Source organism: Labrys sedimenti (genome assembly GCF_034424805.1).
GTDB lineage: Bacteria > Pseudomonadota > Alphaproteobacteria > Rhizobiales > Labraceae > Labrys > Labrys sedimenti.
Window position 1 is genome coordinate 333,275 of record NZ_JAXOUF010000004.1, and the last position, 24,980, is coordinate 358,254.

At 64.2% G+C, this 24,980-nt stretch carries 13 protein-coding genes and 1 pseudogene; 5 read left to right on the forward strand and 9 right to left on the reverse strand.

Features of this window, described 5'->3' with window-relative positions; translation table 11 throughout:
* Nucleotide 1: 1 nt before the first annotated feature.
* The 4 genes from U1R88_RS16580 (at nucleotide 2) to U1R88_RS16595 (ending at nucleotide 8,088) form a co-directional block, all read left to right on the forward strand.
* Nucleotides 2–1,972 (forward strand): MacB family efflux pump subunit, encoded by a 1,971-nt coding sequence (locus tag U1R88_RS16580; protein WP_322432221.1) that lies wholly within the window; start codon nucleotides 2–4, stop codon nucleotides 1,970–1,972.
* Between the two features lie 214 nt (nucleotides 1,973–2,186).
* Entirely contained in the window at nucleotides 2,187–3,407 is a 1,221-nt protein-coding gene (locus U1R88_RS16585; RefSeq protein WP_322432222.1) for an efflux RND transporter periplasmic adaptor subunit, read from the forward strand.
* 16 nt (nucleotides 3,408–3,423) lie between these two features.
* Entirely contained in the window at nucleotides 3,424–6,570 is a 3,147-nt protein-coding gene (locus U1R88_RS16590; protein WP_322432223.1) for an efflux RND transporter permease subunit, read from the forward strand.
* Nucleotides 6,571–8,088 (forward strand): efflux transporter outer membrane subunit, encoded by a 1,518-nt coding sequence (locus U1R88_RS16595; RefSeq protein WP_322432224.1) that lies wholly within the window; start codon nucleotides 6,571–6,573, stop codon nucleotides 8,086–8,088.
* Between the two features lie 45 nt (nucleotides 8,089–8,133).
* Here U1R88_RS16595 and U1R88_RS16600 read toward each other — a convergent pair whose 3' ends face one another.
* The 3 genes and pseudogenes from U1R88_RS16600 to U1R88_RS35675 all read right to left on the reverse strand — a co-directional run.
* The gene (locus U1R88_RS16600) at nucleotides 8,134–8,808 is read right to left on the reverse strand and encodes a peroxiredoxin family protein (protein WP_322432225.1); all 675 of its coding nucleotides are present in this window, start codon (nucleotides 8,806–8,808) and stop codon (nucleotides 8,134–8,136) included.
* A gap of 290 nt (nucleotides 8,809–9,098) precedes the next feature.
* Complete coding sequence (locus U1R88_RS16605; protein WP_322432226.1) at nucleotides 9,099–12,182, reverse strand: adenylate/guanylate cyclase domain-containing protein; 3,084 nt, start codon at nucleotides 12,180–12,182, stop codon at nucleotides 9,099–9,101.
* Between the two features lie 30 nt (nucleotides 12,183–12,212).
* Nucleotides 12,213–12,338: pseudogene (locus tag U1R88_RS35675) on the reverse strand (double zinc ribbon domain-containing protein); the annotation flags it as partial.
* A 485-nt stretch (nucleotides 12,339–12,823) separates the two neighbouring features.
* On the opposite strand from U1R88_RS35675, the gene U1R88_RS16610 reads away from it, so the two are divergent.
* Nucleotides 12,824–16,024 carry a cyclic nucleotide-binding domain-containing protein gene (locus U1R88_RS16610; protein WP_322432227.1) on the forward strand — a complete coding sequence of 1,067 codons (3,201 nt, stop codon included), beginning with the start codon at nucleotides 12,824–12,826 and terminating at the stop codon, nucleotides 16,022–16,024.
* Nucleotides 16,025–16,101: 77 nt separating this feature from the next.
* Here U1R88_RS16610 and U1R88_RS16615 read toward each other — a convergent pair whose 3' ends face one another.
* From U1R88_RS16615 to tssF, 6 genes are all read right to left on the reverse strand, one after another.
* Nucleotides 16,102–16,938 (reverse strand): peptidoglycan-binding domain-containing protein, encoded by an 837-nt coding sequence (locus U1R88_RS16615; RefSeq protein ID WP_322432228.1) that lies wholly within the window; start codon nucleotides 16,936–16,938, stop codon nucleotides 16,102–16,104.
* Between the two features lie 79 nt (nucleotides 16,939–17,017).
* Nucleotides 17,018–17,857 (reverse strand): hypothetical protein, encoded by an 840-nt coding sequence (locus U1R88_RS16620; RefSeq protein ID WP_068284329.1) that lies wholly within the window; start codon nucleotides 17,855–17,857, stop codon nucleotides 17,018–17,020.
* Nucleotides 17,858–18,073: 216 nt separating this feature from the next.
* Nucleotides 18,074–19,153, reverse strand: coding sequence for a peptidoglycan-binding domain-containing protein (locus U1R88_RS16625; protein ID WP_068284326.1), 1,080 nt, complete (start codon nucleotides 19,151–19,153; stop codon nucleotides 18,074–18,076).
* Between the two features lie 96 nt (nucleotides 19,154–19,249).
* Nucleotides 19,250–21,883 (reverse strand): type VI secretion system ATPase TssH, encoded by a 2,634-nt coding sequence (gene tssH, locus U1R88_RS16630; protein WP_322432229.1) that lies wholly within the window; start codon nucleotides 21,881–21,883, stop codon nucleotides 19,250–19,252.
* A 2-nt stretch (nucleotides 21,884–21,885) separates the two neighbouring features.
* Nucleotides 21,886–23,019: a type VI secretion system baseplate subunit TssG gene (tssG, locus tag U1R88_RS16635; protein WP_322432230.1), complete on the reverse strand. Its 1,134-nt coding sequence runs from the start codon at nucleotides 23,017–23,019 to the stop codon at nucleotides 21,886–21,888.
* Nucleotides 23,016–24,980: a type VI secretion system baseplate subunit TssF gene (gene tssF / locus U1R88_RS16640; protein WP_322432231.1), complete on the reverse strand. Its 1,965-nt coding sequence runs from the start codon at nucleotides 24,978–24,980 to the stop codon at nucleotides 23,016–23,018. Before tssF ends, tssG begins: the two co-directional genes overlap by 4 nt.

Consider the following 24,980-nt stretch of genomic DNA (forward strand, 5'->3'; position numbering starts at 1 on the left):
CATGGCATCGCCCCTGATCCTGCTTCAAGGGGTGCATCGCGCCTATCCTTCAGGCGAGGGATCGGTCGTGGCACTGCACGATGTCGACCTGTCGATCGCGGCCGGCGAGATGGTCGCCATCGTCGGCACTTCCGGTTCCGGCAAGTCGACGCTGCTCAATATCCTGGGCTGCCTCGACCGGCCAAGCGGCGGCAGCTACCGCGTCGCCGGCCGCGACACCGGCACGCTCACGGCGGACGAGCTTGCAGCGCTCAGGCGCGAATATTTCGGCTTCATCTTCCAGCGCTACCATTTGCTGGCGGAAATGACGGCGATCGGCAATGTCGAGATGCCGGCGATCTATACCGGCCTGCCGCCGTCGAGACGGCAGGTCCGCGCGCAAGCCCTGCTGCACCGCCTCGGCATGGCGGATCGTCTGGACCACCGCCCCACCCAACTCTCCGGCGGCCAGCAGCAGCGCGTCTCGATCGCCCGGGCCCTGATGAACGGCGCCGGCGTGATCTTCGCCGACGAGCCAACCGGCGCCCTCGACAGCACCAGCGGCGCGGAAGTGCTGCGCATCCTGGACGAACTCCACGCCGGCGGCCAGACCATCATCATCGTGACGCACGACATGGCGGTTGCCCGCCGCGCCGAGCGCATCATCGAGCTGCGAGACGGCGCGGTGGTCTCCGACCGGTCCAATCGGCGGGGACCGCAACCCGAACCGTCCACACCCGGCACCGGGGTCGGCGGCGCGGCCCGGGCGTCCACGCCGGCATGGCGCGTCCGGATCGACCAGTTCCGGGAAGCCTTCCGGATGGCGCTGCGGTCCATGAACGCCCATCGCCTGCGGACGATCCTGACCATGCTCGGCATCATCATCGGCGTTGCTTCCGTCGTCGGCGTCGTCGCACTCGGGGCGGGCACGCAGCAAAAGGTCCTGGCCGACATCAACAGCCTCGGCACCAACACGCTGGAGGTGTTTCCCGGCAAGGATTTCGGCGACGTCCGCTCCGGCAAGATCACCACGCTGGTGCTCACCGATGCCCAGGCGCTCGCCGGCCAACCCTATGTCGCCGCCGCCTCCCCCACGGTCTCGACCAGCAAGACCCTGCGCCTGGGTTCGGTCGAAGTTACGGCCCAGATCAATGGCGTCGGCGAAGACTATTTCGCGGTGAAGGGTACCAAGCTTGCCGCAGGCGCCTTCTTCGACGCCGACAGTGTCCGCCGCATCGCCCAGGACGTGGTGATCGACGACAATACCCGCAAGGCGCTGTTCGCCGGGGCCTCAACCAGCCCGGTCGGACGCATCATCCTGGTGGGCCAGGTACCCTGCCGCATCGTCGGCCTGACGCGCCCGCAGCAAGGCGGGTTCGGCTCGAGCGCCAACCCGTCGGTCTACCTGCCCTATACGACGGTCCAGGCCCGCTTCCTGGGCACGACCTCCCTGCGCAGCATTTCCGTGCGCGTCGTCGACGAGGCACCAACAGATCGCGCCGAGCAGGCCGTCTCCTCCCTCCTCGCCGCCAGGCACAATGCCAAGGACTTCTTCATTCTCAACACGGATGACATTCGTCGCACCATCACCAGCACCACGCAGGTCCTGACGCTCCTGGTGGCGGCGATCGCCGGCATCTCGTTGGTCGTCGGCGGCGTCGGCGTCACCAATATCATGCTGGTATCGGTATCCGAGCGTATCGCCGAAATCGGCGTGCGCATGGCCGTCGGGGCGCGCCGCAGCGACATCCTGCAGCAATTCCTGATCGAGGCCGTGCTGGTCTGCCTGATCGGCGGACTGACCGGCATCGGCCTGGCACTCGGCCTCGGGGCCGTATTCAACGCGGTCAGCACGACCTTCAGCCTGCACTATTCCCTCGCCTCCATCGCTATCGCCTTCCTGTCCTCGATGCTGATCGGCGTCGTCTTCGGCTACATGCCGGCGCGAAACGCCTCTCGCCTCGATCCCGCGACGGCGCTGGCCCGGGAATAGATCGAGGCCTCCCCTGCCCGCACAACTGCCGAACAATTCAGATCGACCGACAGCCTTTCCAGACCTTAATACGTATATTCTAGAAAGAAATTAGATGAATATATTGAAATTACATGAAAATAATTCCAAAAATTACAAATTCAATTTAGATATATACTCAGAAATACATCGATCCGGCAGGACAGATAGACCTGGTCCGTGCTATCAAGACGCCATGCGCATGCTCGGTCGGGCCGGGCTGTTGTCCGTCTGCATCCTGGTCGTCGGCTGCAACCAGGAGCAACAGGGGGCTCAACCACCGGCCGGCGCCATCCGCCCCCAGGTCAGCGTGATCACGCTCCATCCGCGCGCCGTCGCCATCACCGCGGAGCTGCCGGGGCGCGTCGGCGCCTCGCTGACCGCCGACGTCGTGCCGCAGGTAACCGGCATCATCAAGACACGCCTGTTCAAGGAGGGCACCGAGGTCAAGGCCGGCGACGCGCTCTACCAGATCGACCCGGCCAGCTACCAGGCAAGCTATGACAGTGCCGAGGCCACCTTGCAGAAGGACCAGGCGGCCATCCCCAGCGCCCAGGCCAAGGTCGACCGCTACCAGAACCTCATCAAGCAGAACGCCGTCAGCAGCCAGGACCTCGACGATGCCCGCGCCACGCTGGCCCAGGCCAAGGCCGATGTCGCCGCCGCCAAGTCAGCGCTGGAAACGGCACGCATCAACCTCGACTACACCACGATGAAGGCCCCGATCGGCGGCAGGGTCGATGCTTCCACCATCACCGAGGGCGCCCTGGTCAGCTCAGGGCAGTCGACAGCCCTGACGACGATCCGCCAGCTCGATCCGATTAATGTCGATGTGACGGAATCGAGTGCGAACCTGTTGAACTTCCTGGAGGCGGTGAAATCGGGCCGGATCAAGACCACCGGCCCGGGCGTCTCCGTCAGGCTCAAGCTGGAGAATGGTGCGACCTACGCCCATGCCGGCACGCTTCGTTTCGTCGAGGCCAATGTCAGCACCACCACCGGCACCTTCACCGTGCGGGCCGAGTTCCCGAACCCCGATCGCCTACTCCTGCCGGGCATGTATGCCCGCGCCATCCTCGAGGTGGGGCTGGCCCAGAACAGCTTCCTGGTGCCGCAGAGGGCCGTCAGCCACAACACCAAGGGCGAGGCGACCGCGAGTTTCGTTGGCGGTGACGGCAAGGTCGTCCAGCGCGTCCTCTCGGTTCAGCGCAATGTCGGCAACAACTGGCTTGTCGATGCCGGCGTATCGGATGGGGACAGGGTGATCGTCGAAGGCATCCAGCTGGTTCGGGCCGGCCAGGAGGTGACGGCCACCGAGGTGAGCGTGGACGATGCCACCGGCGATATCCGCCCGCTCTCCCAGAGCTCAGCCCTCGACAGGCCGTCGGACGCTTCGGCGCCCGTCCGGGCCGAATAGGGCCGGGAGCATCGCCATGTCACGTTTCTTCATCAACCGCCCGATCTTTGCCTGGGTCATCGTCATATCGGTGATGCTCGCAGGCATCCTGACCATCACCACCCTGCCGATCGAGCAATACCCGCAGATCGCACCGCCTTCGGTCTCCATCAGCGCCACCTATTCGGGCGCCGACGCCCAGACCGTCGAGAACTCGGTGACCAAGGTCATCGAGCAGGGGCTCACGGGCATCGACAATCTCGACTACATCACCTCGACCTCGACCTCCTCGGGCAGCGCCTCGATCACCGTGACCTTCACCAGCGCCGCCGATCCGGACGTGGCGCAGATGCAGGTGCAGAACAAGCTGCAGCTGGTCGAGGCGCAGTTGCCGCAAACCGTGCAGAACACGGGCATCACCGTGGCCAAGGCCTCCACCGGCTTCCTGATGGTCGTCGCCTTCGTCTCCACCGACGGCAAGATGACCGCCACCGACGTGGCCGACTACGTCAAGAGCAGCCTCAACGACACGCTGTCGCGCGTGGAGGGCGTCGGCACCACCCAGCTGTTCGGAGCCGGCTATGCCATGCGGATCTGGCTCGACCCGGACAAGCTCGCCAAATATGCGCTGATACCGAGCGACGTCTCCTCGGCGATCGAGGCGCAGAACACCCAGGTTGCCGCCGGCCAGCTCGGCGACAATCCCCAGCGCAAGGGCCAGCAGCTCAACGTCACCGTGACGGCCCAGAGCCGCCTGCAGACCCCTAAGCAGTTCGAGAACATCATCCTCAAAAGCGCGAGTTCGGGCTCGATCGTGCGCCTCAACGACGTCGCAACCGTCGAACTGGGTGCCGAAAGCTATACCAGCAACTCCAAATATAGCGGCAAGCCCTCCGCCGGCCTGGCGATCAGCCTGGCGACGGGTGCCAACGCCATCAGCACTTCGAACGCCGTCAAGGCGACGATCAACGGCCTGGCGCAGACCTTCCCCGAGGGGCTCAAGGTCTACTACCCCTATGACACCACCCCCTTCGTGCTCCTGTCGATCGAGGATGTGGTCAAGACGCTGGCGGAGGCCATCGTCCTGGTCTTCCTGGTGATGCTGCTGTTCCTGCAGAACATCCGGGCCACCATCATCCCCACCCTCGCCGTGCCGATCGTACTGCTCGGCACCTTCGGCATCCTCGCTCTGTTCGGCTATTCCATCAATACGCTGACGATGTTCGCCATGGTGCTCGCCATCGGCCTTCTCGTCGACGACGCCATCGTCGTGGTCGAGAATGTCGAGCGGGTCATGCAGGAGGAGGGCCTGGGACCACGCGAGGCGACGTTACGCTCGATGGGCGAGATTACGGGCGCCCTGATCGGCGTCGCCACGGTGCTCTCCGCCGTCTTCGTGCCGATGGCCTTCTATTCGGGCTCGGTGGGCGTGATCTATCGCCAGTTCTCGGTGACCATCGTCTCGGCCATGGTGCTCTCGGTTCTGGTGGCCCTGGTCTTCACCCCGGCGCTCTGCGCCACCATCCTCAAGCCTCCCAAGGACCACGCCACCCAGAAGGGTTTCTTCGGTCTTTTCAACCGCGGCTTCGACCGTAGCGCGACGGCCTATCGCTCCGGCGTTGCCGGCGTGCTCGCGCGGCCCTGGCGTTTCCTCTCGGTCTTCGTGGCCATCGCCGGCGGCATGTTCTTCCTGCTGGATCGCCTGCCCAGTTCCTTCCTGCCGGAGGAGGATACCGGCGTGGTGATCACCAGCGTGACCCTGCCGCCCGGCGCGACGCAGGACCGGACGGAAAAGGTGCTGGCACAGGTTACCAACCACTATCTCAAGGACGAGAAGGCCTATGTCGAGGGCGTCTTTTCCGTGGTCGGGTTCGGCTTCGGCGGTGCGGGCCAGAATGTCGGCCTCGCCTTCATCCCGCTGAAGGATTTCAGCGAACGGACGGCTCCCGACGGCAAGGCGCAGGCGATCGTCGGCCGTGCCATGAAGGCCTTCGCGCAGATCCGCGACGGCAATGTCTTCGCCCTCACGCCGCCGGCGGTTACCGGCTTCGGCAACACCGGCGGCTTCGACTTCTTCCTCCAGGACCTCAACGGCGCCGGGCACGACAAGCTCATGCAGACCCGTAACCAACTGCTCGGCATGGCCGCCAAGAACCCCCTCATGGTCGGCACACGCCCCAATGGCCAGGAGGATACGCCGCAATATTCGGTCGCCATCGACCAGGAGAAGGCCAGCGCCCTCGACCTCAGCCTGTCCGACATCACCGCCACCCTGTCCACCGCCTGGGGCGGCACCTATGTCAACGACTTCATCGATCGCGGCCGGGTCAAGAAGGTCTATCTGCAGTCGGCTGCGGATTTTCGCATGCAGCCCGAGGATCTCAGCCGCTGGTTCGTCCGCAACACCGATAGCGCGATGGTGCCCTTCTCGGCCTTCGCCACCGGCAAGTGGAGCTACGGCTCCCCGCGCCTCGAACGCTACAACGGCGCCTCCGCCGTCGAGATCCAGGGGGCGGCCGCCGCAGGGGTCAGTTCAGGCGACGCCATGAACGCGATCGATGCCATGGTGGCGCAATTGCCGCCGGGCTATGGTCACCAATGGACCGGTCTCTCCGCACAGGAGCGCCTGTCGGGCAGCCAGGCGACGCAGCTCTATCTCATCTCCGCGCTGGTGGTGTTCCTGGCGCTCGCCGCTCTCTATGAGAGCTGGTCGATCCCCTTTGCCGTGCTGCTTTCCGTGCCGCTCGGCATCGTCGGCGCGGTCCTGGCAGCCACTTGGTTCGGCCAGTCCAACGACGTCTATTTCAAGGTCGGCCTGCTGACCACGATCGGACTCGCGGCCAAGAACGCCATCCTGATCGTCGAATTCGCGATGGAGCAGCAAAAGGCCGGCAAGGACCTGATCGAGGCGACGCTGGATGCTTCGCGCCAACGACTGCGCCCGATCCTGATGACGTCCCTCGCCTTCATCCTCGGCGTGACGCCGCTTGCCGTGGCCTCGGGCGCCGGCTCGGGCAGCCAGAATTCGATCGGCATCGGCGTGATGGGCGGCATGCTCGCCGCCACCGTACTCGGCGTCTTCTTCATCCCGCTCCTGTTCGTCGTGGTCCGGCGCCTCTTCTCGCACCGTCCCTCGCAGACCCAGGAAAAGCTCGACTCCAATTCAGCCGCAGGAGCGATGTGAATGCAGTCCCTCAATCAATCGGCGTCGGACAAGCCGGGTTCGCTCCGGTCTTGCCTGCATATCGCCACACTGCTTGCCGCCACCATCGTGCTCTCCGGTTGCGCCATGGTCGGACCTGATTACAAGGCCCCCGGCCTCACCATGCCGTCGCGCTGGAGCGGCGCCGACGCAAGCCAGCAGCGGCGCAAGCCCGAGCTCTCGCAATGGTGGCGACACCTCAATGACCCCATCCTCAACGGCCTGATCGAGGAGGCGGTCGCCGGCAATCTCGACGTGGCCACGGCCAAGGCCAAGATCCGCGAGGCGCGCGCCAGCCGGCGTGAGGCGATCGGGGGTCTCTATCCCACGTTGAGCGGTTCGGGCGATGCCTCGCGTAGCCGGGTTGGCGGCACGTCGACAAGCAGCGCGGGCGGCAGCAGCACCTCCAATGCCTTCAGCGCAGGCCTCGACGCCAGCTGGGAACTCGATCTGTTCGGCGTCAACCATCGCAATGTCGAGGCGGCAACCTATGGTGTCGACGCGGCCGAAGCCGATCTCAGGGCCACGCTGGTCACGCTCGTCGGCGATGTCGCGACAGCCTATGTCGATGCGCGAGGTTACCAGGCCCGCATCGCGCTGGCCCGGCGCACAGCGGCCTCGCAGCGCGAGACCGCCGCGCTGACCCGCACCAAGCTCCAGGCCGGCTCGGCTTCGGCGGTCGATACCGCCAATGCCGAGGCCGAGGCTGCGTCTACGGCCGCCAACATTCCCATCTACGAGCAATCCTTCGCCCAGGACGTGCACCAGCTCAGCGTCCTGCTCGGCCGCGAGCCGTCGGCGCTGGCGGAACGCCTCAAGCGGACCGCACCCATCCCGATGCCGGGACGGGCCCTGCCCACCGGCATTCCCGCCGACATCCTCTCCTCCCGGCCCGACATCCGCACCGCCGAACGCCAGCTCGCCCAATATACGGCGAAGGTCGGTCAGGCCGAGGCCGCACTCTATCCCAGCGTCAGCCTGACGGGCTCGCTCTCGACCTCGGGCACCAAGATCGGCGACCTCGCCAAGACCTCCTCGATCAGCTGGTCGTTCGGGCCGACCTTGACCGTCCCGATCTTCCAGGGCGGCCAGTTGCGCGCGGCCGTCGAGGTCGCGCAGGCCCAACGCGACCAGTATTTCATCGCCCTGCGCTCTGCGGTGCTGACGGCCCTGCGGGACGTCGAGGACGCGCTCGTCAATCTTGCGACCCAGCGCCGCAACGCCCAGCAACTCGGCCAGGCGGTGAAGGGCTACCAGCAAGCGGCCAGGCTCTCCCACACGCTCTACCAGGTCGGTTCGCAGAGCTTCCTCGACGTGCTCACGGCCGATCGCTCGCTCTATTCGGCGCAGGACTCTCAGCTCCAGAGCCAGGTGGCGATCACCAAATATTATATCGCCCTGGCCAAGGCGTTGGGCGGAGGATGGGACGGCGCCATCGACAGTCGGAGGCCGGAAGTGGTGGACACCAACACCGGCCCCCATCTGGTCGGCCGGAAGTGAAGGCCGGCTCAGGACGCGTACCGGAGCCGGCCTCGCCCCGGGCAATCAGTGGGGCCTGCCGGCCCCATGCCCGAGCAAGGTCTTGGCCGCTGCGACGATCTCCTGGGTGGACGGGAACTTCCCAATCCCAGCCAGGCCCTCGCTGCATTCGATATGGGTCCAGCGCACGAGCCCGTCGCTGTCGATGAGAAACTGGCCCTTGAGCTGAGGCCATTGCCGTTCCATGTCGGCATGGTCGGTCGGGTTCTCGACATAGCCGTCGAGGCGAGCCAGCGCATCGGCGGCTTGCCGCACTGGCAGGGGTTCGGGCAGATCGCCGGTGGGGTTGACGCGGATCTCCGCCAAGGCAGCCATCAAATCGGGCGTCGGCATCGGCTTGGGGACGCCATAGGCCCGATGCGTCGAAAGCTCCGGATCGGTGGCGATGCGCAGGCGGCTCGGGCGAAACTTGAAATAGAGACGTGCATTTTCAAGGTCGGTGGCGACGATACCGAGCGTCTCGACCCCCAGTGCCTGCAATTGCGGGCCGGCAGCGGCCATCTGGGCGATCGATCTGCGGCAGAATGGACACCAGAGCCCGACGAACAGGGCAAGGAAGAGCGAGCTCTTGCCGCGATAATCGGCCAGCGACACCGTGCCCGACCCGTCGAGGGCGGGCAGCGAGAAATCCGGCGCAAATTCGCCCGGGGCGACCGGCACCTGTATCGGCTGCATGTTCATGCGAAACCCCTTTCATCTCGATGCGGAACGCGTTGTCGTGAAATGGTTTTTGGCTTTTTGCTCCTCGCTTCGAGGCGCTTCAGATTCAAGGGGTCTCGATCAAGTCGCAGAACGCTCAAGCCAAAATATCGCGTTGAAAAATGAGATACCGGCTTTCGGCCGAAACGATGCAACGACAGGCAATCGAGCTAGAGCAAAGTGCGATTTCTCCAAATCGCACTCTCGCTTTAACTCTTTGTTTTGACGCGCTTTCTCAATCGAAAAGTCTGTCAACTTTTCTGGAAAACACTTTAGCACAGAAACGGCAGAACCATCAGGGCATCCGGTTCGAGGCCGGCACGCTGACAGACCTCCTCAGACTTGGCCAAGTATAGCGCTGCCTGGTCCTGGTTCCCAGCATCCAGATGAAGCGTGCCCAGACCGTCGTAGCAGGGAAACAGGAATTGCGGCTCGCCCATCTGCTCGGCCAGGCGCAGGGCCTCCTCATAGGATGCGAAGGCGAGCGCATGCTCGCCCCGGCACTGATAGATCTGGCCAAGAATGATCAGCGGCGCCGCCAGATGGTCGAGCAGGCCCAGCCGACGGTCGAGCTCGACCGCCATTTGCGCCGCCTTGACGCCCTCCGCCTCGCACCGATCCGTCAGGGCGCAATAGGCGACGGCGAGATTGGCATAGATCCGGGACTGGAAACCCAGGTCTCCCACCTTCTTGGCGGTTTCCAATCCACGCAGGCACGTCGCGATGCTGCGTTCGGGATCGAAGGTGCTGTAGAGCACGCCGAGATTAGTGTAGCCGCGGCAGGCGGCCTGCAACAGATGATGATCCTCGGCCAGCCGGACGCTACGCTCGATCTGCTCCACGGCGGCCGCCGAGCGGCCGGTGCGTGCCAGCGCCACGCCCATCGTGTTGTAGGCCTGGGCGCGTATCACCGCGAGTTCACGCATACGATCCGGTTCGAGATCGGAATCGGCATCCCGATCCGCCTCGGCCAGCGCCCGCTCCGCCCAGTCGATCGCTCCTTCATTGTCGCCGGCACGGAAGGCCAGCCGGCCGACCTCCTGGAACAGCTGCGCACGCTCGGGCAGGTAACCCTCCTCGCCGAGCAGCGCAAGGCCCCGCATGAAACAGGCCCTGGCGCCCTCGCGATCGCCCGCCTCCCAATGCAGGCCGCCGATCTTGCGCTGGAGCCGGGCCGCGCCCGCCTGGTCGCCTGCGGCTTCGAGTGCCTGGCGCACCGCCTCATAGTGACCCGCTGCTTCGGTTCGCCGCTCTGTCAATGCCAGGAGATCTGCCAGCCGTTCCCGCGTGGAACGGATATCGCTCTCGCTGCCGCGGCAATCGGCCAATGTGCGAAGGGCCTGCTCATAGTGCCGGATCGAATCCTCGTTGGCGTAGGCAGCGCGGGCCCTGTCGCCGGCCGCCATGAGATAGCGCGCACCCTTGGCCTTGTCGAAGCTCAGGCTCCAGTGATGCCCCAACGCTTCGAGATCGCTCAGTCTTTCGGGGCGACTGCCCACGGCATGCTCGAGCGCTCGACCCGCCCGCTCATGCAGCTCTGTGCGGCGGGAGAGGAGCAGATTGTGATAGACGGCTTCGTGAATAAGCGCATGGGTGAAGCGATGGCTCCCGCCCTCACCGCCGAGCCGGCAGACGAGACCGGCCTCGGCCAGGCGCTGGAGTGCAGCGCCGACGGCGGTCGGTTCCGGTGCGACATCGCTGAGAAGGGCTTGTTCGAACGCCATGCCGAGCACGGCCGCCGCATACAGCACGCGCCGCTCTCCGGCGGCCAGGCCGTCGACGCGCGAGAGCAGCAGCCCCTGCAAGGTCGGCGGCACCTCCTCGGCGTCGAACGGAGCCGCGCGGATCCAGCGATCGCCCTCCCTTTTGAGGATCCCCCTGGCCACGAGGCTGCGAACGATCTCTTCCACGAAGAGAGGGTTGCCGCCCGCCCGCCGGGCGACGAAGGCCCGGATATCCTCGAGCGCATCGCCATCGGCCTCACCGAAAAGCGCGCCGACGAAGGTCCGCGTCTCATCCGCGGAGAGCGGGCCGAGGTGAAGGCTCGACTGCGAGGCCCGCGCGAGGCGCAAGGACGGCCCACCAGGGCGATGCGACAGCACGATCATCAAGCGCCTGTCGGCGAGATGATCGGCCACGTCACACAGGAGGTCCACCGAGGCCGCGTCAGCCCAATGGCGGTCTTCGACGACGATGAGAAGATACCCCTGATCCAAGCGCCGGTCGATCAGCATGCGGGCGGCAGCCGCAATCTGGCGTTTCACCTGTTCCGGTGAGAGGTCGCCCGGCGGTTCGCCCTCCACGCCCAGCATGTAGTTCAGGACTGGCGCTACGGCCTCCGCCATGTCGGCTTCGGCGCCGAGCGCGACGAGGCCTGCGGCCAGTTTCCGGCCCGCGACCTCGAGCGTATCGTCCCGGTGCACGCGATAGGCTTCGCGGAACAAGGCAGAGAAGACGCCATAGGCGGGCTCGCCGAGGGAGGAGCAGGCGGCACGGCGGATAGCGCCGCCGGCAAGCTTTCCTTGCGCTTCAAGCGTGGCGAGGAATTCGGCGATCAGCCTCGACTTGCCGGAGCCGGCCTCCCCCACGAGATTGACGACCTGGGCCGAGCCGGCCTGCATCTGGTCGAAGAGCGCGACGAGCCGTGCCAGTTCCTCGTCGCGGCCGACCATCCGGCTTTCCAGCCCGTGTCCGGCCAGCCCTCGTCCTGAAGCCGGCGCAGCCAACCGCCCGGTCAACCGAAAGGCCGCCACCGGCGTCGCCTTCCCGCGCAAGGTGAGGCCGGGCACGGGCTCGAAGCCGAAACGGTGCTGGGTCAGCGCCTGGGTTGCCTCGGAGACCAGGATGGTGCCCGAAGCCGCCGCCAGCAGGCGGGCCGTCGTATTGACCGTATCGCCGGTCACCACATAGCTGGCCCCGGCGGCCTGGCCGAGATGACCGGCCACGACGAGACCGGTATGGATGCCGATATGGAGGCTCACCGGCTGGCCGAGGCGCCCGGCCCAGCATTCGTCGAGCCGAGCCGCCTCGACGGTCATGTCCAGCGCTGCGTCGAGAGCCCGCTCCGGGTCGTCCTCATGGGCCAGGGGCGCGCCGAACACGGCCAGCACCGCATCGCCGACGAACTTCTCCACGAAGCCCTGATAATGCGCCACCACATTCGCCAGCGTTTCGAACAGGGCGTTCTGGAAGGCCCGGACGTCCTCCGGATCGAGCCGCTCCGCAAGGGCGGTAAAACTGGAGACGTCGGCGAAAAGCACCGTCACCTGCCGCCGGTCCGCCTCGGGACGATCGGGTATCCCGGTCGATACGACCGCATCGACAACGGGCACGGGTGCAATGTCGGCGGCAGGCATGCCGGACCCGCGCGCCGTCCCGCAGCGCGGGCAAAAGGCAAAACCCGGCTCGCAGGCAAAACCGCAATTCGCACAGGGTATTGGCTGCGCCCGCCCGCAATGCGGACAAAACGCAAAGTCCGATGCCAGTTCCAGACCGCAACCCGTACACGCCATGGAACGACCCGCCGCAGGTGAAACGAGCGCCCCACCCTGCCTTCGGCCGCAAGCCCGGCCTCGGCTCCGATGGATCGGACGTCGTCAGCGGAAGACAACCCATCTTCCTGCTCCAAAGGCAGGATTTTACTCACTTTTTTCGATCTTGGGCAGCCCATACCTGCACAGCAGGCTTCGTATTTGTCACAGCTTGCAATCGCCGGGCACCAACCTGTCCGACGATCGTCCGGTCATGGCATGGGAAGTTCGATCCGAGGGAGCGGACGGGACCAAGCGGCAGAGTTCGAGCGTTGATTCCTGCTTCCTTCGGAAGAGGCAGATACAATTGCCGATAGGCCCGCTAGAAATTTGAAATGCCCCAACGCATAAGATAAATTCAATATAATCATTTGCTTACTTGCATTTTTGACTTCGGACGACACTTGAAAAGCGTCGATCGAATTGTGGGTGCTGTCGGTACGAGGTTCCCGGTGAAGCGAGTATTCATGGCGACCACATCGTCTGGCGGGTCGGCCCGAAAATCTTCCGAACCGGCAGCGGCCGGCAAAGGGCTGCCACCCCTGTTTTCCTACATCTGGCAGAACAGCCGTCGGCAGCAGATCGTCATTCTCATCATCGTGCTCGCGTCCCTGCCCTTCTACTTTCTGTCGCTCGACCTGCCACGCAGCATCGTCAACGACGCCATCCAGGGACGCGCTTTCCAGCATGGCGTCACCGAGGCTCCACTTTTCGCCTTCAACCTGGCCCTACCGGCCTTCCTGGGAGGCGGCACCCTGCACTATCCCGGCATGACGTTCTCCCGCATCGCCTATCTGATGGTGCTGAGTTGCGTGTTCATGCTGCTGGTGCTGATCAACGGTGCCTTTCGCTATGTCATCAACATGCAGAAGGGCAAGCTCGGCGAGGACCTGCTGCGCCGCCTGCGTCTCGATCTCTTCAACCTGCTGCTGCGCTTCCGGCCGGAGGCGGTGCGCAATGTCCGCTCGGCCGAAGTGGCCACCATCATCCGCGACGAGGTCGAGCCCATCGGCGGCTTCGTCGGCGATGCCTATATCCAGCCTGCCTTCCTCGGCAGCCAGGCGCTCACCGCCCTCGGCTTCATCCTTTTGCAAAGCCCCCTTCTCGGCCTCCTGGCTGCTGCGATGGTGCTGGTGCAGGGTGCGGTCATCCCGCGTCTGCGGCGCGAGCAGCTCAGGCTCGGCCGCCAGCGCCAGGCACGTTCGCGCTCGCTTGCCGGCCATATCGGCGAGATCGTCGACGGCATAGGAGAGGTCAGCAATCACGGCACGGCTGCCTATGAACGGCAGAAGATCTCCGGCCTGCTCGATGAACTGTTCTGGATCCGTTATCGGCTCTACGGCCGGAAGTTCATGGTGAAATTCATCAATTCCGTGCTGGCGCAGGTGACTCCCTTCCTGTTCTACGCGCTGGGAGGGTATTTCGCCCTGCGCGGCTCCCTCGACATCGGCCAGCTCGTGGCGGTGATCGCCGCCTATCGCGACCTGCCGCCGCCCATCAAGGAACTGATCGACTGGGACCAGCAGCGCCAGGATGTCGAAGTCAAATATGAGCAGATTCTGGAACAGTTCTCCCTGGCCGAATTGCCCGAGTTCGCCGGCGAGGCACCGGACCTGGCTGCCGGCAGCACCATCGCGATCGAAGCACTGAGAGTACGCGCGCCGAGCGGCGACGTCCTGCTCGACAATGCCAATCTGGTCTTGCCGCTGGGTGCGCATGTCCTGCTGACCGGATCACGAGGCGAAGGCTTCGTCACCCTGGCCCAGCTTCTCGCACGGCGCCTGACGGAATTCGACGGCAGGGTACGCCTTGCCGGGCAGGATCTCGCTGCCTTCTCTCCGGGCTGGATCGGGGAGAGCCTTGGATATCTCGGCCCCGACTGCGCCGTTTTCGGCCGTTCGCTTCGCGAGAACATCGTCTACAGCCTGCGCAGTCCGCCCGTGAAGCAAGATCCGCCGCTGGCCGATCCAGGAAGCCATCTCCCCGGCCACGGACCTGGCACCCATGGGGAAGCGGAAACTGCAGCCCCAACCATCGATTTGCGCAGGGCCGGTGCCGCCAATGCCGGGGAACTCGACGACATGATCGTCACCCTGCTGCGCGAGATCGGCCTGGCGGACGCCATCTACGGCTTCGGGCTCTCGCGGAAATTCGACGCCGAACCCGATAGCGATCTCGCCCAACGCCTCATCGACTGCCGCCGACGTCTCGTCCAGGAACTCGAGGAAACCCATCTGGCAGACCTGATCGAGCCTTTCGATCCAGCCCGCTTCAACCGCTACGCCACCATCGGCGAGAATCTGTTCTTCGGCGTCCCGGTCGCCGAGGGTGCCATCGAGACACTGATCGAGGATACGGAAATTGCCGCGTTGCTCGCTGAAGGAAGGCTCGACGACAGTCTCATCGCCTTGGGACTGAAGGTCGCCGCAACCATGGTGGAGATCTTCTCGCAGATCTCCAGCGATCACGCCGTGTTCGAGCGTTTCTCCTTCATCTCCTCGAGCGACCTGCCGCGTTTTGCCGAGATTGCTTCCCGCGCCGGTACCCGCGGTACCGGCGCACTCGCTCATCCGGAACGCCGATCCCTGCTCCTGCTGGCACTCCACTATGTCGAGACCCGCCATCGGCTTGGGCTGCTGACGGGCGCGCTCGCCGAGGAGATCGTGCGAGCCCGCGGACGGATCATGGCGCTCGATCCCGCCCGGTTCGCCCGGATGCTGGAATTCCATGCTCCCGACCGGCTGTGTCCCGCCGCGCCGCTACGCGACAACCTCCTGTTCGGGCGTATCGACCATGCCATGGCACACGCCGAGGAACGGGTCATGGTCACGTTGCGCAAGGTCGTACATGATTGCGGTCTCGAGCCGGTCATCTATCAACTCGGCCTCGACCAGAAGGCCGGTCCGGGCGGGCGCTTGCTGTCGGCGACCCATCGATGTGCCCTGGCCCTGGCCCGCTGCCTCATCAAGCGCCCGAAAATTCTCATCCTCGACCAGCTCGACCTGATGTTTCCCGAGGGCGAGCGCGCCACCATCCTGGAGGTGGCGAAGCGGCGCATGGCGGGCCGCACGCTCATCGTCGCCATGCGCGATACCACGGTGCGCGACTCGTTCGATATCGTGGTCACCACCCGCGGCAACCGCATTGAATCGGTGTCGAAACCCTCCGCGCCTTCGACCGTCGAGGAAGCAGGACCGGAGACGCCGACCGAGGAACTGGCCGAGATCCAGGCCCTGCGCGACGTGCCGATGTTCGCGGCTCTCGACACGCCGCGCCTGAAGCTGATCGCCTTCACCTGCGAACGCATCTCTTTCGAAAAGGACCAGGTCCTGTTCCGTCAGGGAGACATCGCCGATGCGGCCTATATCATCCTCTCGGGAACCGCCGATGCCTTCATGGAACTGGCGGACGAAAGGCTCCACCTTTCCAGTACCGAGCGCCATTCCATCATCGGCGAGATGGGTCTGATCAGCGGCGCGCCTCGTTCGGCCACCATCGTGGCGGCCACCGAAATCACGGCCCTGAAGATCGAAAAGGACATCTTCCTCAATCTCATTGTCGAACTGCCCTCAGTCGCGCTCGTGGTGATGCGCGACCAGGTAAGGCGGCTGATTCTTGCCGAGGAACGCCTCACTCGCTTGCTGCAACGCGAGCCGACGTCTTCCTGAATTACGCCTGGGAGCGCGGCCATCCTTGTCCAAAAGTCAGCTTCTTGGTGGCTCGATGCCGCTCGGCCCCGCTCGCATCACACCGCGCGGCAGACCGGCGAGCTGCGGATTTGCTTCAGCTGTTTTTCGGTCAGCGCCAATGGCGTCGCCCCGTTGCTCGATGTAGCGAACATCAGGTTGCGCGTACTGCCCGAATGCACCGGCGCGAAGGAACTCGTCAGCATCACATGCCCGATCTCGTGCGCCGGATCCCAACGCGAGCAATCATGCGTGACGGCGCAGGCCGGCTTGCCGGTGGCATGGCCGCCGCAGCCCAATACGTTGTTCTCCTGGAACCGGTTGACGAAGAACAGCTTCACATCATTGTTGGGGACGGGGGTTCCGAGCCCGTGAAGTTCCGCGAACTCACCCGAATCCATCTGCCAGATACAGTTCTGGCCCACCACGTTGAAGCGGTTTTCTTCCTCCGGCGTCAGGCCGAGCGACTCGCCGGAAGCGAAGAAGATCTCGATGCCATATTGGGCATAGACGGCCTGGGCGCTCGACAGGATGCGCTCGAACGGCACGTCGCTCAGGGCCAACGAGCGGAAATGCACCCGCACGCGATGCTTGAAGTCGCCGATCTGCTTGTCGATCTCCCGGATCGTCGCCTGCCCCAGCTTGCCATCGTCAGCGAGAGGGGGGTTGCGCCGCTGGAACGCCTTCACCACCGTCTCCGTCTCGATGCCGTAGACGCCATCAGGGCTGTAGTCCTGGCTCTGGGTCGAAACCGGCATGGCGAAGCCGAGATCGATCAAGGCCATCTGCAGGAGATGGACATGACGGCCCGACATGCCGCGCAGCAGAACGTCATTGCCGGCCTCGATGCGCTGCAGAGAGGGTTCATTCTTGAAACGAACTGATGTCAAAGCCATGATGGCTTTCCTTCTCGCTGTCTGCTTGACGATGTTTCCGAACAATTCCAAGCACTATCCAGGTGTTCGACATGGCAGATCAGGACCATCCGTGCGGCTCTTCATCATTCGGGCGCTTGAAGATGTATCTGAAAGAATCAACCGGCTTGACGTTGCTTCTGGCTGCCCAGCCGATGCCATAGGCCTTTTCCGGCCCCTGGACGATGGAATAGGCCTTCGCCTCCTTCGAATAGTGGACTTCCTCGCCGCCATACCAGCCCCATTCGACCAGCTGGATGTTCGCTGTCGAACCGCTGACGGTGCAGGAGTCGATCAGGGCGATATGCTCATAGGGTGAGGCAGCACAATGGGTGACGACCACATCGCCCTGCTGGATATCCTCGATCCTGGTCCGGCGCCGGGCGGTCGAGGCATAGGCATCGATGGAGGCCGAGGGGCTGCCGCCATAATAGTTGCCGACCAGCCCATTGCAGTCGAGTGTGATGAAATCCGTCGCATAGGCCTGGGCCGTCGCCCGGGCGCAGGGCTGTCCCGCAACATCCTTGCCAGTGCCGATACGGCCGATCGCATAAGCGAGGCGGAGCGTGTCGATGATCTCGTCGGGGCTGCCCTTGCCGACAAACGCCTGGATGAAGGTGGTGGCGTAGAAGTCCTCGGTCGGCTGGATCAGGCCGAGCGGCTGCTGGTCGAAGAAGAACTTGGTCCCGCACGGCTTGTTGACATTGCCATGGTGGGCCATCCGGAGCGCCGCCGTGAAGGCGGCATGCTCGCGCTGCATCACCTGGCCGGTGCCGGCCTTGCCGTTTCGGAAGTCCCAGCCCGAACCGTACATGCTGATACCAGCCGAGATCAGCTCATTGTTGAGCGGGCTGTAGAACTTCAGATAGGTGTATCGATCCAGATATTCTTTTGGTGTCACATCGCCCCCTCTACCTTCGATGGACTGAAAAAATACTTCCATCTCAACTATGAACACTTGAATAGATCTATCTACTTCTGATCTTACTCTCCACGGCACCAACAGCACATGCTGCTAATAAGGGATGGCGACGGTGTGGTCGGCGTCGCGCAGGGCGCCTTACGAATTCCAGGCCATATCGCCATCATGTCGAACTGTGGCGGTACCAAGCGGCCATCAGGTGCCACAGCCGTTGTTTCGATTCTGCCTGGGCAGATAAGCGGGTTGCATCGCGACGATGAACCATTCGTAGCAATAGGGGTTCATCAAGGCTTCCTCCGAGGAGGTCACATTTGGATCGCCCAGATGGGGCGTCACGCAGAAGGGATTGTCCCCCGTACCTGGATGCCCGTTTGCGCGAAAGATCGTATGGCAGCGCTCGTGAGCCACGGTCACGGCCCTATCATCCTGCGTTGGCATGATCTGCTCGTCGAAATAGTGGCGTGTGAAGCGGACGGTCTCGTCCTTTGGATTGCGCGCATCGACAAAGGCGGCAAAGAAGCTCAGGGGCGAACCGCGAAAGGTTCCCATCGTGTAGAATTCGCGTCTGAACGGGCGGTCCAGGCTTGCCTGCAGGTTGGCGTAATTCTCCAACAGGATGGAGAAACTGAGCTGATCGGAGATATCGCCGGCCTGCTCAGGCAGCCCCTTGAAGCCCGAGAATTCCCGGGTCAGTCGTTGCACGACATCCGCTGGCGCGGGCAAATCGTCTTCCCGGAAAGAGTTGATGTGGAAGACGTTGAGTATCTTTAATTTCGTCTCATAGTAAAGGTAGTTGCGCGGCATGATAACCAAGCCACCGTCCTTGCCTATCCCGCCAACCAGACGAAGCCTCGCGACCACGTTGGCTACCATGACCTTGGCTCGGGCAATATCGTCCTTGACCAACGCCTTCTGGTCGTCCTTGAAGAAGAAATAGTCCGGATCGTCCTTTTCCTTTTCAACGAGTTCGCCGTCGATCTTTGCCATCGTCATCTTGCCAACGATGGCATCCGGGCTTTGTTGATAGGTGTGGTTGATGACTTCCTTGCCCTTGCGCGATTTGTAGGCCTTCACCGTCTTCTCGGTGGTCTCGCCATATTTGGCATCACTCAGTTCGGCACGTTCGATATTTGCCTCATCGAACAACTGCATGAGGGCACGCTGAACCTTGGACACGTGCTCGCCGGACGCACCGCGCAGGATATGAGCTGGATCGGAAACCGCCGCCGCCTCAAGCCTGCTGTCCCCGCCGAAGCTTTTCGACTGTAGTGCCATCGCCTCCTCCTGGACTTCTCGACGGGTGCCTGTACCCGACCGGCCTGGTGCATCTCTGGTCTGGCTGAGGATTCTTAGGTGGCGGAGATCCGCCGATTAACGCACTGCATAAGAGAACTCCCCGCTCTCCACCCCCACCCTCGCCTCCTCGATCTGCGTTCCAGCAATCGCCTTGCCGAGAATATGCTGGGACAGCGCCGGCAACAGCGTGTTGGTGACGATGTTGTCGACCATGCGCCCGCCGGAATCGGGGTCGTTGCACTGGGAGACGATCTTCTCGACCACCGCATCGTCATAGCTGAACCTGGCGCCGTGATTGTCGCGGATGCGCTTGCCGATGCGATCGAGCTGCAGGCGCACGATGGCACCCAGCATGTCGCCGGACAGCGGGTAATAGGGGATGGTGACGATGCGCCCGAGCAGGGCCGGCGGGAAGACATCGAGGAGATGCGGCTTCAGGTCGACCGCGAGCGCCTCGGGCTCGGGCTTCTCGGCGCCACGGGCCGCAGCCGCCATGATCATATCGGTGCCGGCATTGGTGGTGAGGATGATCAGCGTGTTCCTGAAATCGATGCGCCGGCCCGAGCCGTCCTCCATCACACCCTTGTCGAAGACCTGGAAGAAGATCTCATGCACGTCGGGATGGGCCTTTTCCACCTCGTCGAGCAAGACAACGGAATAGGGCCGGCGGCGCACGGCCTCGGTGAGCCGCCCGCCTTCGCCATAGCCGACATAGCCGGGCGGAGCCCCCTTCAGGGTGGAGACCGTATGCGCCTCCTGGAATTCCGACATGTTGATGGTGATCATGTTCTGCTCGCCGCCGTAAAGCGCCTCGGCGAGCGCCAGCGCCGTCTCGGTCTTGCCGACGCCGGAGGGGCCGGCAAGCATGAAGACGCCGATGGGCTTGTCGGGATTGTCGAGCTTGGCGCGGTTGGTCTGGATGCGCCGGGCGATCATCTTCAGGCCGTGGTCCTGGCCGACCACGCGCCTGGCCAGGATGTCGCCGAGATTGAGGATGGTCTCGACCTCGTCCTTGACCATGCGGCCGACGGGAATGCCGGTCCAGTCCGAGACCACCGAGGCCACGGGCTGCTCGTCGACATAGGGATAGACCATGCGTTTTTCGGGATCGATGGCGGCGAGGTCAGCGATGACGCCGGTAAGCTTCTCGCGGGCGGCATCGGCACCCTCGCCCCCCTCGGCAATTTCACGGCGCGCAGACATCAGTTCGGCGACAATGGCCTTCTCCTCGGCCCAGGCCTTCTCCAGCGCCGCCAGCTTGTCCCTGGCGGCGGCGATGGTCTCCGTCACCTCGCCGATGCGCTTCTCGTCGGCGTTGCCGACATCGCGCTCGCGCTCCAGGGCCCTGAGCTCCCGCTCGTTTGCCTCAATGGCGACGCGTACATCCTCGACAGCAGCTGGCGTGGCGTTCTGCGACACCGCCACGCGCGCGGCAGCTGTATCGAGCAGGCTGACGGCCTTGTCCGGCAGCTGGCGCGAGGGAATGTAGCGGCTCGACAGCTTGACGGCCGCGACTACGGCGGCTTCCGAGATATGGACGTTGTGGTGCTTTTCCATCGGCGCCAGCAGGCCACGCATCATGTTGCAGCATTGCTCGATGCCGGGCTCGCCGACATTGATCGGCTGAAAACGGCGGGTCAGCGCCGGATCCTTCTCGATGTGCTGGCGGTATTCCGACCAGGTCGTCGCCGCGATCGTTCTCAGGGTGCCCCGGGCGAGCGCAGGCTTGAGCAGGTTGGCGGCATCACCCGTGCCGGCCGCGCCGCCGGCGCCGATCAGCGTATGCGCCTCGTCGATGAACAGGATGATCGGTATCGCCGAGGCCTGGACCTGGTCGATCACCGAGCGCAGGCGCTGCTCGAACTCGCCCTTCATCGAGGCCCCGGCCTGCATCAGGCCGATATCAAGTGCGTAGAGCTTGTTGCCCTTGAGCGGAGGCGGTACGTCGCCGGCCGCGATGCGCTGGGCAAAGCCTTCGACTACCGCCGTCTTGCCGACACCGGCTTCGCCAGTGAGGATGGGATTGTTCTGCCGCCGGCGCATCAGCACATCGACGACCTGGCGGATCTCCTCGTCGCGGCCGACGATGGGATCCATCGTGCCGCCGGCGGCACGCTCGGTGAGGTCGACGGCGTAGCGATCGAGCGCAGAAGTACCCTTGGCGGCAGGACCGGCCTCGCCGCCCGTCCCCTTGGCAACCGGACCCGAACCATCCATCGGGCGCATGTTCTCTTCGGCCGACTGCCGCCAGATCTTGCGATGCTCGTTGGTGAGCTGCTCCACGTCGATCAGGCGGAACTGCTTGGACAGGCCGTTGAGCGTGCGCGCCAGGCGCGGTTCCTTCAGGATGGCGGTGAGCACATGTCCGGTGCGCACCTGGGTTTCGCCGAACATCAGGGTGGCATAGTTCCAGCCCTGGCTGAGTGCGTCGAAAATGTCGTCGGAAAAGCCCGGCAGCTCGGTCTTGTTCATGGCAAAGCCGGCGGTGACGGCACTGAGGTCGGCCGAGAGCCGGCCGGCATCGAGCTTGAAATGGGCAACCGTCAGGGCGATGTCGCTGCGGTCGGCCTGCAGCACCGCCTGCAGCCAATGCGCCAGCTCCAGATTGCGGTTGCCCGCCCCCTGCGCCAGGCGGAAGGCCTGCATGAAGCTTTCATAGCCGAGCGGATTGAGCTTGCCGGTGAGGACTTCGAGGCTGACATCGGCCATGGCTACGACCCTTTTTTCGGTTTGCGACGCCGCTCGGCGCGGATCTCGGCGGGATGGAAATGGCAGTCCCAGCGCATGCGATCGGATGCGGGATCGGTGGCGCCCTTCCTGCCCATCCAGCAGGTCCATCCAAGACGGCCGAAACCGCCGAGCTGAGCGGGTTTGGTCTTGCTTTCCGCCAGGCCGAATTCGACGTCGTAGATGAAGGTCTCACCGAGATAGAAGCGGATGATGTCGGCCAGGGGCTCGAAATGAAGGCCATCGGGCAGGAAGGTCTCCAGCTCGTCGAGGTTGGCGACTTCCAGCCTGATGCGGAACTTGTCCTTGAGGCTGTAGGCCGAGCGGCCGATGATACTGTCGACGCCGAGCGCACAGCTGCCCGCCGCCAGCACGGCCTGTTCGCGCGCCTCGAGCGGCAGCCAGACCCCAACGAATTCCTGCACCTCGACCTTGGCATCGAACAGCCAGCCGAGCATGCCCTCGATGCGCGAGGCGCTCTTGATCGCCGGTGCCATCAGGCCGGCCAGCGCCAGCTTGGAGAAATCATGGAGCTGGCCGCGCCCGCGCATGGCCGGCGTGCCGATGCCGATCATGGCACCGAGATAGGTGAGGAACTGGTTTTCGTCAGGCCGGTCCGCCTGCACTGCCGGCCGGGCATTGGCCCAGGCCCGGAAGAACAATTGCTGGAAGCGGTTGTTGAAGACGTCGAGAAAACGCGCGAAGGCCACGTCGCGCATATTGGCCCAGTGCGTCGCTTCATAGCTGGTGTGCAGCGGTAGAGCGCCCTGCGGCCCCAGCAATCCAAGGAAGCGGCTCTCCACCTCGGCAGGACCTTGCTGCGAAGGGGCAACGCGGCTGACGTTGCCGTCGGAAAAATCGATATGGGGCTGCTGGCTCAGCCTGGCGACGGCCTCGGCCGAGGAAGCGCTTTCGCCGATGCGCGGCTTGGTGCCTGCCAGATGTTCGAGGCGGCGCAGAAGGTCAAGGAAATCACGACTTCCCTGCTCCTGGGCAAAGGGCGATTTATCGGAATCGCCCTTTTTATCCAACTCGTTGTCTTGAAGCGTTTTCTTGACCGAAAAGTCCATCGACTTTTCGGGAGGACGCTCCTGCGGAAGGTCGGGAGGCGTGCTCATAGCTGCTGCCGCCGCCCGAGCTGCGCCGGCCAGCGCATGATCTCGCCGCGTTCGGTCGAGCGGATCACGGTCTCGACCACGTTGTTCAGGCCGACGAATTCGGTGAGAAAACGATCGAGGATGGCGCCGATGAGGAAGATGCCGCTGCCTTCGAAATGCTTTTCATCCAGCGTCACCGAGACCTCGAGGCCGCGCACAACGCCCGCGCCGGTGCGTTGGCGGATACGCCGGGTGATCGGCCTGCTGTCGACGGCAATGACGCCCTGGATGCGTCGTTCGATGGCTGCGCTGCCGCGCGTGGCGAAAAGCGAGAGCATTTCGCGCAGCGACGCTGCCGAATCCCGCGTCCCGTAGCCGGACAATCCGAGATGATTGAGGCTCAGCATGCTGATCAGCCGCCAGGCCGAGGTGCCCCCTGCCCCGTGCTGGCTGCGTGCCTCCGGATCGGTGGCGATGGAATCGCGCGGCAGGGTCGGCCCGACCACGCAGTCCACCCTTAGCGTGGTCTTGTCTTCGAGAATGAAATCGGCGCCCCCCTGCCCGATCGGCAGATGTTCGGTGAGATGGCGGTTGGAACACAGCGCCCGCAGGCTGAGTTCGGCGACATGGAGGCCATCCGGCCTGTCGCGGTGGTTTGTGAGCGTGACGAACATGTCGCTGCCGACATATTGCGTCGGCTGCGCATTGCGCCGCTCCTCCTGCGAGCGGCGGCGCGGCAGGCGCCGCACGGTATAGAACATCGTCTGGGTGGCGGAGACCCCAAGCGGCGGCGCGGCGTAGAGCGGATAGACTTCCATCTTGTCGGCGCTGCCGGTGACATGGGCATGCATCCTGATCAGGCGGTGGGCCTCGAAATCGAGGTGACGCGAGCGATCGGTGACGACATGATATTCGTGCTCATTGTCCTTCACGGGGACTCGCGCCAGCTGCATCTCGAAAAGGTTGGAAGCAGCGGCGGCGTAGAGGGCGAAGCTGTCGGCCCTCACCACGGACTGCAACCGGCTGTCGCCCCGGCTGAAGGCGATGACGATATCACAGCGATTGGTGCGGATCGCCGACAGGACAGGTTTGAGATTGGTGAGCTTGAAGCCGAGGAATTTCGCCGGCAGCACGAAATATTCGCGCAGGAGATCGAAGCCCCTGAACACCCGCCGGTCGGACGGAAACAGCGGTTCGTCCGGCGCAAAGCCGATCTGGGCCAGGCAGCTCTTGGGCAGCGGCACGATGACAGGATCGCCGGCCTCGTCGAGATAGCGGACGTAAATGCCGGTGGTGGCACCAAAGAGCTGCTCGTAAAGCCTGACGGCGTCGCCTTCCTGGCCGATGATGTGGAAGGTCAGCTCATCGGTCCGGCAATTGGCGAACCAGCAATCGGGCCGCTGTGCTACCTGCTTGTCGACGGGCTCGGTGAGGCGGTCGGCGGCGGAGCGCCGCAGCAGGGAAAGCCTGAGGCCCGCCTGGCTGGCGGGGCCGGCCTCGATGCCGAGGGCCTGCAGCGTCGCCGGCCCGCTCAGGAATTCGGCCTGGCCGAGCTCGAACGGCCATAGGGTGATCTCGCTGGCGAGACGGTATTTGCAGGCAATCCGGCGCTCGCGCTCGACGAAGCGCGCATCGGCATAGGAGCCCGCGGCGATCTTCATGCCGTCCTTGAGATTGGGGTCGCCATAGGGCGGCTCTACCCGCAGCAGTGCGGCCGATGGCACCGGCGCCAGATAATCGGGCACGAGCTGGTCGAGCAGATTGTCGGTAAACTCGGCATATTCATGCTTGAGCTTGAGCTGCACGCGGGAGGCCAGATAGGCGGTGCCTTCGAGCAGCCCCGCAATCATCGGATCCGTGTTGTTCTCCAAAAGCCCACCCAGGCGCTCGGCCACGCCCGGAAATTCGGCCGCGAACTGCCTGGCTTCCTCCTTGAGAATACCAAGTTCACGATTGTAGAGCTCGAGAAATTCACGGTTCAT